This window comes from Curtobacterium sp. ZW137 (genome assembly GCF_003762905.1).
Classification (GTDB): Bacteria; Actinomycetota; Actinomycetes; order Actinomycetales; family Microbacteriaceae; genus Curtobacterium.
The window spans coordinates 103,587-117,276 of the sequence record NZ_RJKS01000005.1; the positions used below are offsets into that span (position 1 = coordinate 103,587).

General features: G+C 72.5%; 12 protein-coding genes. 8 read left to right on the forward strand and 4 right to left on the reverse strand.

The window, feature by feature from the left end; all coding sequences use genetic code 11:
• Nucleotides 1-193 precede the first annotated feature (193 nt).
• Nucleotides 194-760 (forward strand): hypothetical protein, encoded by a 567-nt coding sequence (locus EDF55_RS16730; protein WP_123656119.1) that lies wholly within the window; start codon nt 194-196, stop codon nt 758-760.
• Nucleotides 761-983: 223 nt separating this feature from the next.
• Here EDF55_RS16730 and EDF55_RS16735 read toward each other — a convergent pair whose 3' ends face one another.
• Nucleotides 984-2,765, reverse strand: a complete 1,782-nt coding sequence (locus EDF55_RS16735) for a biotin carboxylase N-terminal domain-containing protein (protein ID WP_123656120.1) — start codon at nt 2,763-2,765, stop codon at nt 984-986.
• A gap of 79 nt (nt 2,766-2,844) precedes the next feature.
• A complete protein-coding gene (locus EDF55_RS16740; RefSeq protein ID WP_123656121.1) occupies nt 2,845-3,624 on the reverse strand; it encodes a nucleoside triphosphate pyrophosphatase in 780 nt (259 codons plus the stop codon).
• Between the two features lie 14 nt (nt 3,625-3,638).
• Between EDF55_RS16740 and EDF55_RS16745 the strand changes: the two genes are divergently transcribed.
• The 4 genes from EDF55_RS16745 (at nt 3,639) to EDF55_RS16760 (ending at nt 8,069) form a co-directional block, all read left to right on the forward strand.
• Nucleotides 3,639-4,898 carry a class I SAM-dependent RNA methyltransferase gene (locus EDF55_RS16745; RefSeq protein ID WP_123656122.1) on the forward strand — a complete coding sequence of 420 codons (1,260 nt, stop codon included), beginning with the start codon at nt 3,639-3,641 and terminating at the stop codon, nt 4,896-4,898.
• A gap of 105 nt (nt 4,899-5,003) precedes the next feature.
• A complete protein-coding gene (locus EDF55_RS16750) occupies nt 5,004-5,720 on the forward strand; it encodes a response regulator transcription factor (RefSeq protein ID WP_123656123.1) in 717 nt (238 codons plus the stop codon).
• 13 nt (nt 5,721-5,733) lie between these two features.
• Complete coding sequence (locus EDF55_RS16755; RefSeq protein ID WP_123656124.1) at nt 5,734-7,017, forward strand: sensor histidine kinase; 1,284 nt, start codon at nt 5,734-5,736, stop codon at nt 7,015-7,017.
• Nucleotides 7,014-8,069, forward strand: coding sequence for a hypothetical protein (locus EDF55_RS16760; RefSeq protein WP_260233401.1), 1,056 nt, complete (start codon nt 7,014-7,016; stop codon nt 8,067-8,069). The genes EDF55_RS16755 and EDF55_RS16760 overlap by 4 nt, the downstream gene beginning before the upstream one ends.
• 798 nt (nt 8,070-8,867) lie before the next feature.
• Here EDF55_RS16760 and EDF55_RS16765 read toward each other — a convergent pair.
• Complete coding sequence (locus tag EDF55_RS16765; protein WP_243698413.1) at nt 8,868-9,125, reverse strand: acyl-CoA carboxylase subunit epsilon; 258 nt, start codon at nt 9,123-9,125, stop codon at nt 8,868-8,870.
• Nucleotides 9,122-10,717 (reverse strand): acyl-CoA carboxylase subunit beta, encoded by a 1,596-nt coding sequence (locus EDF55_RS16770; protein WP_123656125.1) that lies wholly within the window; start codon nt 10,715-10,717, stop codon nt 9,122-9,124. The genes EDF55_RS16765 and EDF55_RS16770 overlap by 4 nt, the downstream gene beginning before the upstream one ends.
• A gap of 74 nt (nt 10,718-10,791) precedes the next feature.
• Between EDF55_RS16770 and EDF55_RS16775 the strand changes: the two genes are divergently transcribed.
• From EDF55_RS16775 to EDF55_RS16785, 3 genes are read left to right on the forward strand one after another with little or no spacing between them, the layout of a single operon-like run.
• Nucleotides 10,792-11,670: a biotin--[acetyl-CoA-carboxylase] ligase gene (locus EDF55_RS16775; RefSeq protein WP_123656126.1), complete on the forward strand. Its 879-nt coding sequence runs from the start codon at nt 10,792-10,794 to the stop codon at nt 11,668-11,670.
• Between the two features lie 4 nt (nt 11,671-11,674).
• Nucleotides 11,675-12,223, forward strand: coding sequence for a PH domain-containing protein (locus EDF55_RS16780; RefSeq protein ID WP_165931557.1), 549 nt, complete (start codon nt 11,675-11,677; stop codon nt 12,221-12,223).
• A gap of 47 nt (nt 12,224-12,270) precedes the next feature.
• Nucleotides 12,271-13,587, forward strand: coding sequence for a UDP-glucose/GDP-mannose dehydrogenase family protein (locus tag EDF55_RS16785; RefSeq protein ID WP_123656128.1), 1,317 nt, complete (start codon nt 12,271-12,273; stop codon nt 13,585-13,587).
• Nucleotides 13,588-13,690 lie beyond the last annotated feature (103 nt).

The following is a 13,690-nucleotide window of genomic DNA, read 5'->3' on the forward strand; positions in this document are numbered from 1 at the left end:
CTCCGAACGACTGATCGTGTCGCACGCCTCGGCGGCCGCGCTCCACGGGCTCCCCTGGCGGGGTGAGTTCCCGGATGTGGTGGAGGTGATCGACACGCAGCGGACCACGACCCAGTCACTCCGGTCCGTCCGGAAACATCCCGGACAGAACCGCTCGTTACAGACCGTCAGGATGACGACGACGGGGCGGCGCGTGACCGACATCGTGGTGACGGCGATCGACATCGCCATCGCGCACGAACTGCGGTTGTCCGTCCCGATCCTCGACGTGGTTCTCCGACGCGGCGTCGATCGGGCTGCGCTCACCACGGAGCTCGCAGGGCGATCGGCGGTGCACGGTCGTGCTCGCGCCACCGCCGCGATCGAGCTCGCGGACGCACTGAGCGGTTCTCCCGGGGAGTCGGTCGCCCGGGTCGCGCTCGATGAGGTCGGGGCGCCGCGGCCCGAGCTCCAGCGCGAGTTCCACGACGATGCGGGGTTCGTCGCGCGCGTCGACTTCTGGTTCCCGGAGCAGGGCGTCGTGCTCGAGTTCGACGGCCGAGCGAAGTACACCGACGCGTCGATGCGCGACGCGGGCACCACTGCGGCCGATGTCGTCTACGCCGAGAAGCGGCGCGAGGACCGACTCCGTCGGGTTCCGGGGGTGAACGGCATCGGACGCTTCGGCTGGACTGAGGCGAACGACGCAGAACTCCTCCGCGCTCTGCTCCGCTCGTGCGGGGTCCCGATGGTCGAACGCTCGTTCCGCACGGTGCGCTGAACGATGTCGATCGTCACCGCACAACGGAAACCGGTTCGAACCACGGACATCCGCGGTTCGAACCGGTTTCGGTGGTGCGCTGCCGAACGGCACCACGGGGCGCCGCGGCGCGCCGCGGCGCGCAGCGCGCGCGGCGGCGCGCAGCGCGCGCAGCGCCCCGCGGCGCAGCGCGGCGCGTAGCGCGCGCAGCGCCCGGCGCCCGCGGCGCGCGGCGCGCGGCGCGCTACGCGAGCTCGAGCAGCACGTGGCCGGACGAGATCGTCTGGCCGACGGGGGCGTTCAGCCCGGTGACGACGCCGTCCTTGTGGGCCTGCACGGGCTGCTCCATCTTCATGGCCTCGAGCACCACGAGCAGGTCGCCCTTCACGACGGTGTCGCCCTCGGCGACCGCGAGCTTCACGACGGTGGCCTGCATCGGCGACGCCACGGACGACCCGGAGACGGTGCGGCCACCGCGGACGGCCGAGGTGCGGCGACGCGGGGGAGCGGACGGTCCGGCCGGACGACGACCTGCGGCCGCGCCGGCACCGCCGCCGACGATCGACGGCATGGTGACCTCGATGCGCTTGCCCTGCACCTCGACCACGACGGTGTCGCGGGACGCGGGCGCCGGCAGCTCCTCGGGGGAACCGCTCCACGCCGGGATGTCGTTGTCGAAGTCGGTCTCGATCCACTGCGTGTACACGCTGAACGGGACGTCGTCGGGAGTGGCGAACGCCGGGTCCGACACGACCGCGCGGTGGAACGGGATGACCGTCGGGAGTCCGGCGACCTCGAACTCAGCGAGTGCGCGCCGCGAGCGTTCGAGCGCCTCGGCACGCGTGGCGCCGGTGACGATGAGCTTCGCGAGCATCGAGTCGAACGAGCCGGACACGACGTCGCCGGACACGACGCCCGAGTCGACGCGGACGCCGGGGCCGGACGGCGCGTGGAACACGTGCACGGGGCCGGGTGCCGGGAAGAAGTTGCGACCCGGGTCCTCGCCGTTGATGCGGAACTCGAACGAGTGACCGCGCGGGATCGGGTCGGAGTAGTCGAGCACGCCGCCCTCGGCGATGCGGAACTGCTCGCGCACCAGGTCGATGCCGGTGACCTCTTCGGACACGCAGTGCTCGACCTGCAGGCGGGTGTTCACCTCGAGGAAGGACACCGTGCCGTCGGCCCCGATGAGGAACTCGCAGGTGCCGGCACCGACGTAGCCGACCTCGCGCAGGATCGCCTTCGACGCCGAGTACAGCGCGGACTCCTGTGCGGGCGTCAGGTAGGGCGCGGGGGCTTCCTCGACGAGCTTCTGGTGGCGGCGCTGCAGCGAGCAGTCGCGCGTGGAGACCACGACGACGTTGCCGTGCTCGTCCGCCAGGCACTGGGTCTCGACGTGGCGCGGCTTGTCGAGGTACTTCTCGACGAAGCACTCGCCACGACCGAAGGCCGCGATCGCCTCGCGCGTCGCCGACTCGAAGAGCTCCTCGACCGAGGACCGGTCGCGCACGACCTTGAGCCCACGGCCGCCACCGCCGAACGCGGCCTTGATCGCGACGGGCAGGCCGACCTGGTCGACGAAGTCGAAGACCTCGGACACGTCCTGCACGGGCTCGATGGTGCCGGGTGCGAGCGGCGCGCCGACCTTCTCGGCGACGTGGCGCGCGGAGACCTTGTCACCGAGACGCTCGATGGACTCGGGCGACGGCCCGATCCAGGTCAGCCCGGCGTCGATGACGGCGCGGGCGAAGTCGGCGTTCTCGGCGAGGAAGCCGTAGCCGGGGTGCACGGCGTCGGCACCGGAGCGGCGGGCGACCGAGATGATCTTGTCGATCACCAGGTACGTGTCGGCGCTCGTGGTGCCGTTGAGCGCGTACGCCTCGTCAGCGAGGCGGGCGTGCAGGGCGTCACGGTCCTGGTCGGCGTAGACCGCGACCGAGGCCTTGCCAGCATCGCGGGCCGCACGGATGATGCGGACGGCGATCTCGCCGCGGTTCGCGATGAGGACCTTGCTGATACGGGGCATGACACATCAGCGTATTCGCGCCGGAGCAGGTCGAATTGACCGGCATCGACAAGAAAGCCGGGCAAATGCAGGTGGATGTCTACAGCGCCCAGAGGTCGTGCCAGGAGACGCCGAAGCCGCGCAGCAGCATCGACCGCAGCACGGGCAGCGACAGCCCGACGACGGCGGACGGTGCACCGTCGATGCGGGTGATGTACGCCGCGGCGCGCCCGTCGATGGTGAACGCACCGGCGACCTCGAGCGGCTCGCCGGTCGCCACGTACGCGTCGATCTCGTCCGCGGACACGTCGTCGGCGAAGGTGAGCACCGCGCTGTCGACCGCGACCACGCGGTCGCCGTCGACGGCCAGGGCGGATCCGCCGGGCGCGACGTCCCCCAGGAGCGGCACGGTGGCCACGGGGCCGACAACGTGCCGGACGGGAGGCTCGGTGCGGGCCGGATCCGAGCCTCCAGGCCGGTGTGTGGTCGGGTCCAGGTCCCGGCGCCGGTCGAGCACACAGTGGCCGCTCCAGAGCGTGCCGCCGCCGGCGGCCAGCATCTGCCGCCACCGGTCCCGCGCGACGGCCGGGTCGTGCGGCTTGCCGTACAGGTGCCCGTCGACCTCGAACGCGGAGTCCCCGCCGAACACGAAGCCGTCGACCGGTGACCCGGCGACGGAGGCGTCCGCGACGGCGGAGGCCTTCGCGACCGCCAGCAGCGAGACGAGCTCCGGACCGGTGAGGTCACGGCCGAGCTCCGCCGCGGCGGCCGCCCCGACGGCGTCCTCGTCGACCCCCGGTGACACGAGCACCGGCTCGATCCCGGACTGGGCGAGGAGGGCCCGGCGGGCGGGGGAGGTACTCGCGAGGTACAGACGCATGGGAACATCGAACCATGGGTGAATCGGTCGGAACGCTGCTCGAGCTCGACGTCACCGGGATCGCCCACGGCGGGATCTCGGTGGCACGACACGACGGGCGGGTGGTGTTCGTCTCGGACGCGATCCCGGGGGAGCGTGTCGTCGCGCGGGTGACGGAGGACCGGAAGAAGTCGTTCTGGCGCGCCGACACGGTCAGCGTCATCACGCCGAGCGAGCACCGCGTCGACCACGTCTGGCCGGAAGCCGGTCTCGACCGCGACCCGGCGGAGCGACCCGGCGGCGCCGAGTTCGGCCACATCGCACTCGCCCACCAGCGCACCCTGAAGCACGACGTGCTCGTGGACTCGTTCGCACGCTTCGGGCACATCGACCTCGCGGAGGTGCTCGGGCACGACGTCATCGTCGAGGCGGCACCCGGCGACGACGAGGCGAACGGCCTCGGCTGGCGCACCCGCGTCCGCCTGCACGTCGCCGAGGACGGCACCCCCGGACCGTTCGCGGCCCGCTCCCACGACGTCGTCCCGGTGACCGCGCTCCCGCTCGCGACCGCCGCCGTGCAGGCGAGCGCCCCGCTCGGTCGCGGCTCGATGCCCGGCGCGTCCGTCGTCGACGTCGTCGCGCCGTCGGACTCCGAGGGCGCGCGCCTCGTCATCGACACGCAGACCCCCACGATCGTGACCGAGACCGTCGGCGAACGGACGTTCCAGGTGGACGACAACGGCTTCTGGCAGGTGCACCACCGTGCCGCCGAGGTGCTGACCGGAGCCGTGCAGGACCTCGTCGACCGCGACCGTCTCGACGCCGACGGCACGCACCTGGACCTCTACGGCGGTGTCGGGCTGCTCGCGGCGGCGCTCGGCGACCTGGTCGGCCCGAAGGCCCGCATCACGAGCGTGGAGAGCTCCGGGCGCGCCACCGAGCACGCGCAGGAGAACCTCGCCGAGTGGATCGGTGCCCGCGCCGAGACCGGACGGGTCGACCGCTGGCTCGCCCGCACCGTGTCCGCCGCGACCGCCGCCGAGAAGCAGCGGTACCGCGCGGGCACGATCGTGCTCGACCCGCCGCGCGCCGGTGCCGGGCGAGAGGTCGTGGTGCAGATCGCCGCACTCCAGCCAGCGCAGGTCGTGTACGTCGCCTGCGACCCCGTCGCCCTCGCCCGGGACGTCGCCACGTTCGCCGATCTCGGCTACCGGCTCGAGGCGCTGCGGGCCTTCGACCTCTTCCCGCACACCCACCACGTGGAGGCCGTCGCGCGCCTGGTGCCGATCGCGTAGCGGCCACTTGTGCGGCGGGGACGGAACCTGGGTCCGACCTGGGTATCCTTGCCTCTGACGGCAGTCCGGTTTCAGGGGCCGGGCGCGTCGGAACGAGAGGTCACCGTGCCAGCAGACACGACCACAACACCAGGGACGACCGGACTCACCACGAGGCCGGTTCGCGTCGCGATCGTCGACGACCACGAGTCCGTCCGGCTCGGCATCCAGGCCGCATGCCAGAACGAGGGCTTCGAGGTCGTGCTGACCGCCGCGAGCGTGCCGGAGTACATCGCGAACCTCGACGGGCGGGAAGTCGACGTCGTCGTCCTCGACCTGTCCCTCGGAGACGGCTCGACCGTGACCGAGAACGTCAAGGGCGTGCAGGGGACCGGCTCGGCCGTGCTCGTGCACAGCATCGCCGACCGCGTCGCGAACGTGCGAGAGGCACTGGCGGCGGGGGCCGCCGGCGTCATCCCGAAGTCCTCCGCGACGAAGACCGTGATGGCCGCCGTCGCGACCGTCGCGCGCGGGGACGTGCTCAACAACCTCGAGTGGGCGAGCGCGATCGACGCCGACCGGGACTTCGCGAAGGCCCAGCTCGGGCGCCGTGAGCGCGAGATCCTGCACCTCTACGCATCGGGACTCCCGCTGAAGCTCGCCGCACAGCAGCTCGGCATCGGCTACTCGACGGCGCGCGAGTACCTCGACCGCATCCGCGTGAAGTACGTCGAGGTCGGGCGTCCCGCACCGACCAAGGTCGACCTGCTCCGTCGCGCTGTGGAGGACGGCATCCTGCCGGGCCTCGACTCCGGGATCGACCCGGACGGCGACGGGCGCTGACGCGGTCACGACCATGACGACCGAGGTCTCGCCGTTCGGTGCCGACCCCGCGCGGAGCGTCCGGGCGACGATCACGCAGGGGTCCACCGAGCGCGCCTTCGCGATCCTGCTCGCCGTCGCGGCGATCGGGTTCGGCGCGGCCTTCGCGCCGTCGGTGGTCGCGCAGCTGCCGTACCTCGACCCGGTGTGGGGACCCGTCTCCGCACTTGCCGTCGGGGCGTCCTTCCTGCTCGTCGGCGTCTCCGCCTTCGTGCAGCGGCTCGCGCAGCCGGCGCAGATCATCTGCGCCGTCCTGTTCCTCGTCGTGCTGGTCACGTGGCCGTCCACGGTGCGCGACGCGCTGCCGTCGACGCAGCTGCCGTGGCCGTGGTGGCTGTGCAACGTCGGCACGATCGCCGCCGCCATGGGGTTCGCCACGTGGCGGGCGACCGTGTACAACGCGCTCGTGCCGGCGGTCTACATCGTGATCCGTCTGACGCCGGCTGGCGGCGAGGTCGGCATCACCCGCGCGCTCCTCGACGGCGTGTACACGGCGATCCTCGGCGGTGCGGCGCTCGTGCTCATCGTCGTGCTCCGACGTGCTGCCGCCGCCGTCGACACCGCGCAGGCGACGGCGGTGCGGCGGTACTCCCGGGCGATCCGTGAGCACGCGACCGAGGTCGAGCGGGTGCAGGTCGACGCCATCGTGCACGACAGCGTCCTCACGACGCTGCTCTCCGCCGCGCGTGCCGACACCGTGGAGGCGAAGACGCTCTCCGCCCGGATGGCCCGGAACGCGATCGACCACCTCGCCGCTGCGGCGTCCGACGGCCCGGGCGAGGTCCCTCCCGTCCCCCTCGTCGAACTGCGGCAGCGCATCACCTCGGCGGTGTCGGCGCTCGCCGCCCCGGTGACGGTCCGCAGTGGGGTGCTCGGCTCCCGACGGTTGCCGGCGGCAGTCGCGGACGCGATGGCCTCCGCCGCGCTGCAGGCCGCGGTGAACAGCGTGCAGCACGCCGGAGCGGACGTCGCCCGGTGGGTGACCGTCGAGCAGGACCGCAGCGGTGTCGTCCGCGTCGAGATCGGGGACGACGGCGCCGGCTTCGACGTCGCGGCGATCCCCGCGGAGCGGCTCGGCGTCCGCCGCTCCATCATCGAGCGGGTCGCGACGGCGGGCGGCCTCGCGGAGATCACCACCGCGCCCGGAGCCGGTACCCGGATCACGCTGACCTGGCCGGCACCGGAAGCGTCCGCGCCCTTGTCAGGGGCGGCGTCGACGTCGTCCGGTTCGTCGGGTGCGCCGGGGGTGTCCGCGTGAAGGTCTCCATCCCGGCCGGCATCGCCACCGGCCTGGCGGCGCTGTTCTCGGTCTACCACCTCGTCCTCGCCGCGACGACGCTGACGCGCGTGTCCGACGCCGGGCCGGTCGTCGCGTGCATGGCGCTCTACGCGGCCGCGACGGGCGTCGTGCTGTTCGTCAAGGGCCGTGCGCTGCCGGTGTGGGCCGCGTGCTTCTCACTGGCCACGGCCGTCGTCATGCCCGTCGTCGCCGCACCCGTCGTGGAGCTCGGCGACGCACCCGGGTACGCCACGTGGTGGATCGCCGCGGTCGGCACGCTGATGGTCATCCTCGTCGTCCGGGGGCGTGGGCCGTTCGCCTGGGTCGGCGTGGGCTTCCTCGCGCTGCACACCGTCGCCTGGGCCGGCGTCGGCGCGCTCGGCTCCCTCGGCGTGCTGGGCAGCATCTCCTGGGTCCTCGTCGCGACGGCGTTCGCCGCGGCCATGAACCGCGCCACCCGGATCACCCGGGACTTCGTCCGTGCCGAACAGGAGACCGCCGACTGGCAGGCCGCGCAGGACGCCCACGTGTTCGAGCGCCAGTTCCGTCTCAGCCAGACCACCCGGATGGCGCTGCCGATGCTGCAGCGGATCATCGACTCCTGCGGCGACCTCAGCGAGGCCGAGCGGACCGAGTGCCTGCACCTCGAACAGGCCATCCGCGACGAGATCCGCGGACGCTCCCTGCTCTCCGACGACGTCCGCGACGAGGTGATGCGCCTGCGCCGTCGCGGGGCCGTCGTCCAGCTGCACGACGACGGCGGGCTCGACGAGCTCGAGGTCGACGACATCCGTCGCATCCACGGGCGCCTGGCGGACGCGCTCCGGCAGGCGCACGACGCCGACAACGTCATCGTGCGCACGGTCCCCGAGGGCTCGGGCGCCGCGGTCACCGTCGTCGGGCTGCGGCTCGACGGCGAGGCGAGCGAGTCGGCAGCGCTCGGCGCCGGACTCCACGACGACGAGGACGACGGCGACGAGGACGACTCCGTGGCGCTCTGGCTCGAGATCCCGCGGCACGAGCCCGCGTAGCCCGCGCCGGGCGCGCCCGGGTGCCCGTCTGCCGTGCTTGCGTGTGCTTGCGTGCGCAGATTCCGACACGGCAACGGTCGATCGACTGGCGCGATGTCGATGCATGCGGACGCAGCTGATCCGTCCGCATGTTCCGACACCGCAGAAGTCGATCGACTGGCGCCGTGTCGATCGTTGCGTGCGCAAGGAGCGACATCGCGGGTGTCGTACGACAGCGAGCTCGTCGGTGTCGGGCGTGCGCAACTGTTGCGGACGCGCGGGAGCGACAGGACCGCTGTCGTACGACAGCGACGGTGTCGTTCCGCGTCGGCAGCACCACGGGGCGGGCGGGGCAGCGGCAGCACCACGCGGCGGCGGCAGCGGCAGCACCACGCGGCGGCGGCACGCAGCCGCGGCGGCGGCACGCAGCGGCGGCAGCGCGAGCGCCCGGAAACGGGGGAACGGGCCGGTCAGGAAACCCGACCGGCCCGTTCACGACCCGAGGCAGAGCGACAACCCGAATATCGCCCTGGCTCGCAGCGGACAGTGACGTCGTACCCTAGTCGGTCACCGTCCGGCGATGTCTTTCGTTGAAGGACACCGAACACCAGTAACTATGCCGACTACCAAGCCTCGTGTCAGTCGTCATTATGGGGGACAATTCTGACCTTTTCGGTCCCCATCCAGAAACTGTGCCCCCCGTGTGAGGGGAGACCGACCAGGAAGTGCACCCTGCAACGGCGATGCGGTCCACCAGTTCAGGGGTACATCGGGGGACGGGTCCCACCAGGGGAGCGCGCGCGCCGGGACGCAAGCGGCTCAGCGCAGCGAACGCGACCAGGCGCCGGGCCCGTGCGGCAGCGGCTTCCGCAGCCCACGAGCGGAGGTCTCCCACCCGACGCGCGGCGAGACCTCGACCTGGGCACGCCCGGCAGCCGCGGCCTCGTCGGCCTGCCGCTGCAGCACGGCGACGACCGCCGCGAGTTCCTCAGGGGTGGGGTCACCGGAGACGACCTGCACGTCGGCGACCGGGGTGGGCGCCCCCGCGGGGACCGCTGCGGCGTGACGGCCGCTCACAGCGGGATGTTCCCGTGCTTCTTCGGCGGCAGCGTCGCCCGCTTGCCGCGCAGTGCCCGCAGCGCCTTGATCACCGAGACACGGGTGGCGTGCGGCTGGATGATCCCGTCGAGCTCCCCGCGCTCCGCGGCGAGGTACGGCGAGGCGACGTTGTACGTGTACTCGTTCGCGAGCCGGGAGCGGACCGCGGCGACGTCCTCGCCGGCCTCTTCGGCGCGCTTGATCTCCGAGCGGTACAGGATGTTCACGGCGCCCTGGCCGCCCATCACGGCGATCTCCGCGGTCGGCCACGCCAGGTTGATGTCCGCGCCGAGTTGCTTCGAGCCCATCACGATGTACGCGCCGCCGTAGGCCTTGCGCGTGATGACGGTGACGAGCGGCACGGTGGCCTCGGCGTAGGCGTAGAGGAGCTTCGCGCCGCGGCGGATGACCCCGGTCCACTCCTGGTCGGTGCCTGGAAGGTAGCCGGGGACGTCGACGAGCGTCAGGATCGGGATCCCGAAGGCGTCGCAGAACCGCACGAAGCGCGCGGCCTTCTCGCCGGCGTCGATGTTCAGCGTGCCGGCCATGGCCTGGGGCTGGTTCGCGATGATGCCGACGGTGCGGCCCTCGACCCGGCCGAACCCGATGAGGATGTTCGGCGCGAAGAGCGGCTGCACCTCCAGGAAGTCACCGTCGTCGACGATGTGCTCGATGATCTGGGTGACGTCGTACGGCTGGTTCGTGGAGTCCGGGATGACGACGTCGAGCTCGCGGTCGGCGTCGGTGGTCTCGAGCTCGGGAGCGACGTCGTAGGCCGGGGCGTCGGAGAGGTTGTTGTCCGGCAGGAACCCGATCAGCGAGCGGGCGTAGTCGAGCGCGTCGTTCTCGTCGTCGGCGAGGTAGTGCGCGACACCGGAGACCGCGTTGTGGGTCTGCGCGCCGCCGAGCTCTTCGAAGCCGACGTCTTCACCGGTGACGGTCTTGATGACGTCGGGGCCGGTGACGAACATGTGGCTGGTCTTGTCGACCATGATCACGAAGTCCGTCAGGGCGGGGGAGTACACCGCACCGCCGGCTGCCGGGCCCATCACGATGGAGATCTGCGGGATGACCCCGGACGCCTGCGTGTTGAGGCGGAAGATCTCGCCGTACTTGCCGAGCGCGACCACGCCTTCCTGGATGCGGGCGCCGCCGGAGTCGAGGATCCCGATGATCGGCACGCCGGTCTTCAGCGCGTGCTCCATCACCTTGACGATCTTCTCGCCGGCGACTTCGCCGAGGGAGCCGCCGAAGACGGTGAAGTCCTGCGCGTAGACCGCGACCTGCCGGCCGTGGATCGTGCCGAGCCCGGTGACGACCGCGTCACCGTAGGGCCGCTTCGACTCCATGCCGAAGGCGTGCGTGCGGTGCCGGACGAACTCGTCGAGCTCGACGAAGGAGTTCTCGTCGAGGAGCAGCTCGATGCGTTCGCGCGCGGTCATCTTGCCCTTGGCATGCTGCTTCGCGATCGCGGTTTCGCCCGCGGCGGTCACGGCTTCGTGGTACCGGACGCGGAGGTCGGCGAGCCGGCCGGCCGTCGTGGAGAGATCGGGGGTGTCGCCTGAAGTCACCCGCTCACCCTACCGGGGCGGCTGTGCCCGCCGGTTGGAGGACCCCCACGGTTCCTGCCCGTACATTTGCGTGCATGTCCACACCCGCGTTCCCGGCCTCGCGCGCCGCAGTCGAGTCCACCGGCGCCGTGTTCGATCTCCGGCCGACCACCGGATCGACGAACGCGGACCTGCTGGACGCGGCCCCGACCCTGCCGGACGGCAGCGTGGTCGTGACGCTCGACCAGACCGCGGGGCGCGGCCGCCTCGACCGCACGTGGACGGCGCCGGCCGGGCAGACCCTCGCGGCGAGCCTGCTGGTCCGTGCGCCGCTCGACGACCGGGACCGCGGCTGGCTGCCGCTCGTGGCGGGCGCGGCGATGCGGGACGCGGTGCGCGCGGCACTCGAGCCGGTGCCGGACGACGTGCCCGACCAGGTACAGGACGACGTGCCCGACCAGGCACCGGACGACGTGCCCGACGCCGCGGACACGAGCCGAGCCTCCAGGACGACCGTGAAGTGGCCCAACGACGTCCTGGTCGACGGTCGGAAGATCTGCGGCATCCTCTGCCAGGTCGCCGCCGACGGCTCCGTCGTCGTCGGCGCCGGCGTCAACCTGACGATCCCCGAAGCCGATCTGCCGACCCCCACGTCGACCTCGCTGCTCGCGTCCGGCGCGACCGGCGACGCGAGCACGCTGGCAGACGCGGTCCTGTCCGCCTTCTGGACGGGCGTCCGGGAGGCGGTGGTCGCCCTCGCCAGCGGCGGCGCGGCTGCCGAGGCGGTCCGGTCGCACGTCCGCGCAGACTGCGGCACGATCGGCGCGCGGGTGCGCCTGGAGCTGCCGGACGGCTCCGTGGTCGAGGCCGACGCCACCGGCATCGACGACGAGGGCCGCATCACGATCCGGGATCAGGACGGCTCGACCAGGGGCGTCGCCGTGGGGGACGTCACCCACCTGCGGTATGCATGACGCCATGACCGCCGAGCCCCCGCCCGAACGCGTCGTCGCACGCCTGCGGCCGCACGCGCGGAGCCTGGTGCGCCCGGCGGTGTTCGTCGTGGTCGTCGCGGTCGCCGGCGGGTTCGGGTTCGGCGTGTTCCGGGCGCAGCTCGCGTGGATCAACGTGGCGATCGCGCTGCTCGTCCTCGTCCTCGTCCTGTTCGGCGGGCTGGTGCCCCTGGTCCGCTGGCTGACGCAGCGCTACGTCGTGACCACGAGACGGCTCGTCGTGGTGCGCGGCCTCGGCACCCGGACACGGCAGGAACTCCTGCACTCGCGGGGCTACGACGTCACGGTGCGCCGCCGGGGCCTGCAGGGGCTGTTCCGCTCCGGGGACGTCCTCGTGTTCCCCGGGGACGACCCTGCCGTGGTGCTCGCGGACGTCCCGCACGCCGACCTCGTCGTCGCGGTGCTGCACGACATGGTCGAGGCGTACGAGGCCCGACGGCGCCACCGGGAGCCGGACTGGGACGAGATCGTGGGCGGGCCGGACCGGCCGTCGTGGGGGCCCGTCGGCGGCTAGCGCCGGGCGCGCAGGCAACGGCGCCGAGAACCCGGTACCGTCTTCCCGTGCGTATCTCTGTCATCGGCTGCGGGTACCTCGGTGCCGTGCACGCCGCATCCATGGCCAAACTCGGACACGAGGTCGTCGCGGTCGACGTCGACCCGGTGAAGATCGAACGACTCGCAGCCGGGGACGCCCCGTTCTTCGAGCCCGGTCTCCCGGAGATCCTCGCCGAGGCGATCGGTTCCGGCCGCATCCGCTTCACCACCGACATGGCCGAGGTCGCCGGGGCACGCGTGCACTTCCTCGCCGTCGGCACCCCGCAGGGCCCGACCGGTGCCGCCGACCTGAAGTACGTCGACGCCGCCGTCGCCGCGCTCACCGAGCACGTGTCCGCCGGGGAGTTCATCGTCGGCAAGTCGACCGTCCCCGTCGGGACCGCCGCGCGGCTCGCCGGTGAGGTCGCCGAGCGCGTGCCCGGTGCGACGCTGGTCTGGAACCCGGAGTTCCTCCGCGAGGGCTTCGCCGTCCAGGACACGATCTCCCCGGACCGCCTGGTCTACGGCGTGCCGGCCGGCGCCGAGGGCGAAGCGGCCGTCGCCGTCCTCGACGAGGTCTACGCCACCACGCTCGCCGAGGGCACCCCGCGCCTGGTCGTCGACCTGGCGACCGCGGAGCTCGTCAAGGTCAGCGCGAACGCGTTCCTCGCGACCAAGATCTCGTTCATCAACGCGATGGCGGAGATCGCCGAGGTCGTCGGCGCCGACGTCACGGCGCTCGCCGACGCGATCGGCCACGACGCCCGCATCGGCCGGAAGTTCCTGAACGCCGGCCTCGGCTTCGGCGGCGGCTGCCTGCCGAAGGACATCCGCGCGTTCCAGGCCCGCGCGTCCGAGCTGGGCGTGGGGGAGTCGCTCGAGTTCCTCGCGGACGTCGACGCGATCAACCTGCGCCGCCGCGCGCACGTCGTGACCCTCGCCCAGGAGCTCCTCGGCGGCGACGGCGGCGACGTCGCGGGCAAGCGCGTCGCCGTCCTCGGCCTCGCGTTCAAGCCGAACTCGGACGACGTCCGCGACTCCCCGGCGCTCGACATCGCCGCGCGCCTGCTGGAGCTCGGCGCGACGGTCGCCGCGTACGACCCGGAGGCGAACGGCACCGCCGCCCGCATCCACCCGGAGATCGCCTACGTCGACTCTGCGGCCGCGGCCCTGCAGGACGCGGACCTGGTCCTCGTGCTCACCGAGTGGACCGAGTTCCGGGAGCTCGACCCGGCCGCCGTCGCGGCGCTCGTGGCGAGCCCCGTCGTGGTCGACGGCCGGAACTGCCTGGACCGCGACGCCTGGACCGCCGCCGGCTTCACGTACCGCGGGATGGGTCGCTGACCCGCTCGCGGCGCGGGATGGGTCGCTGACCCGGAGGGGGTCCTGACAGCAACCGACGGGAGGCCCGGTGCCGGTCCACGGGACCGGTACCGGGCCTCCCGTC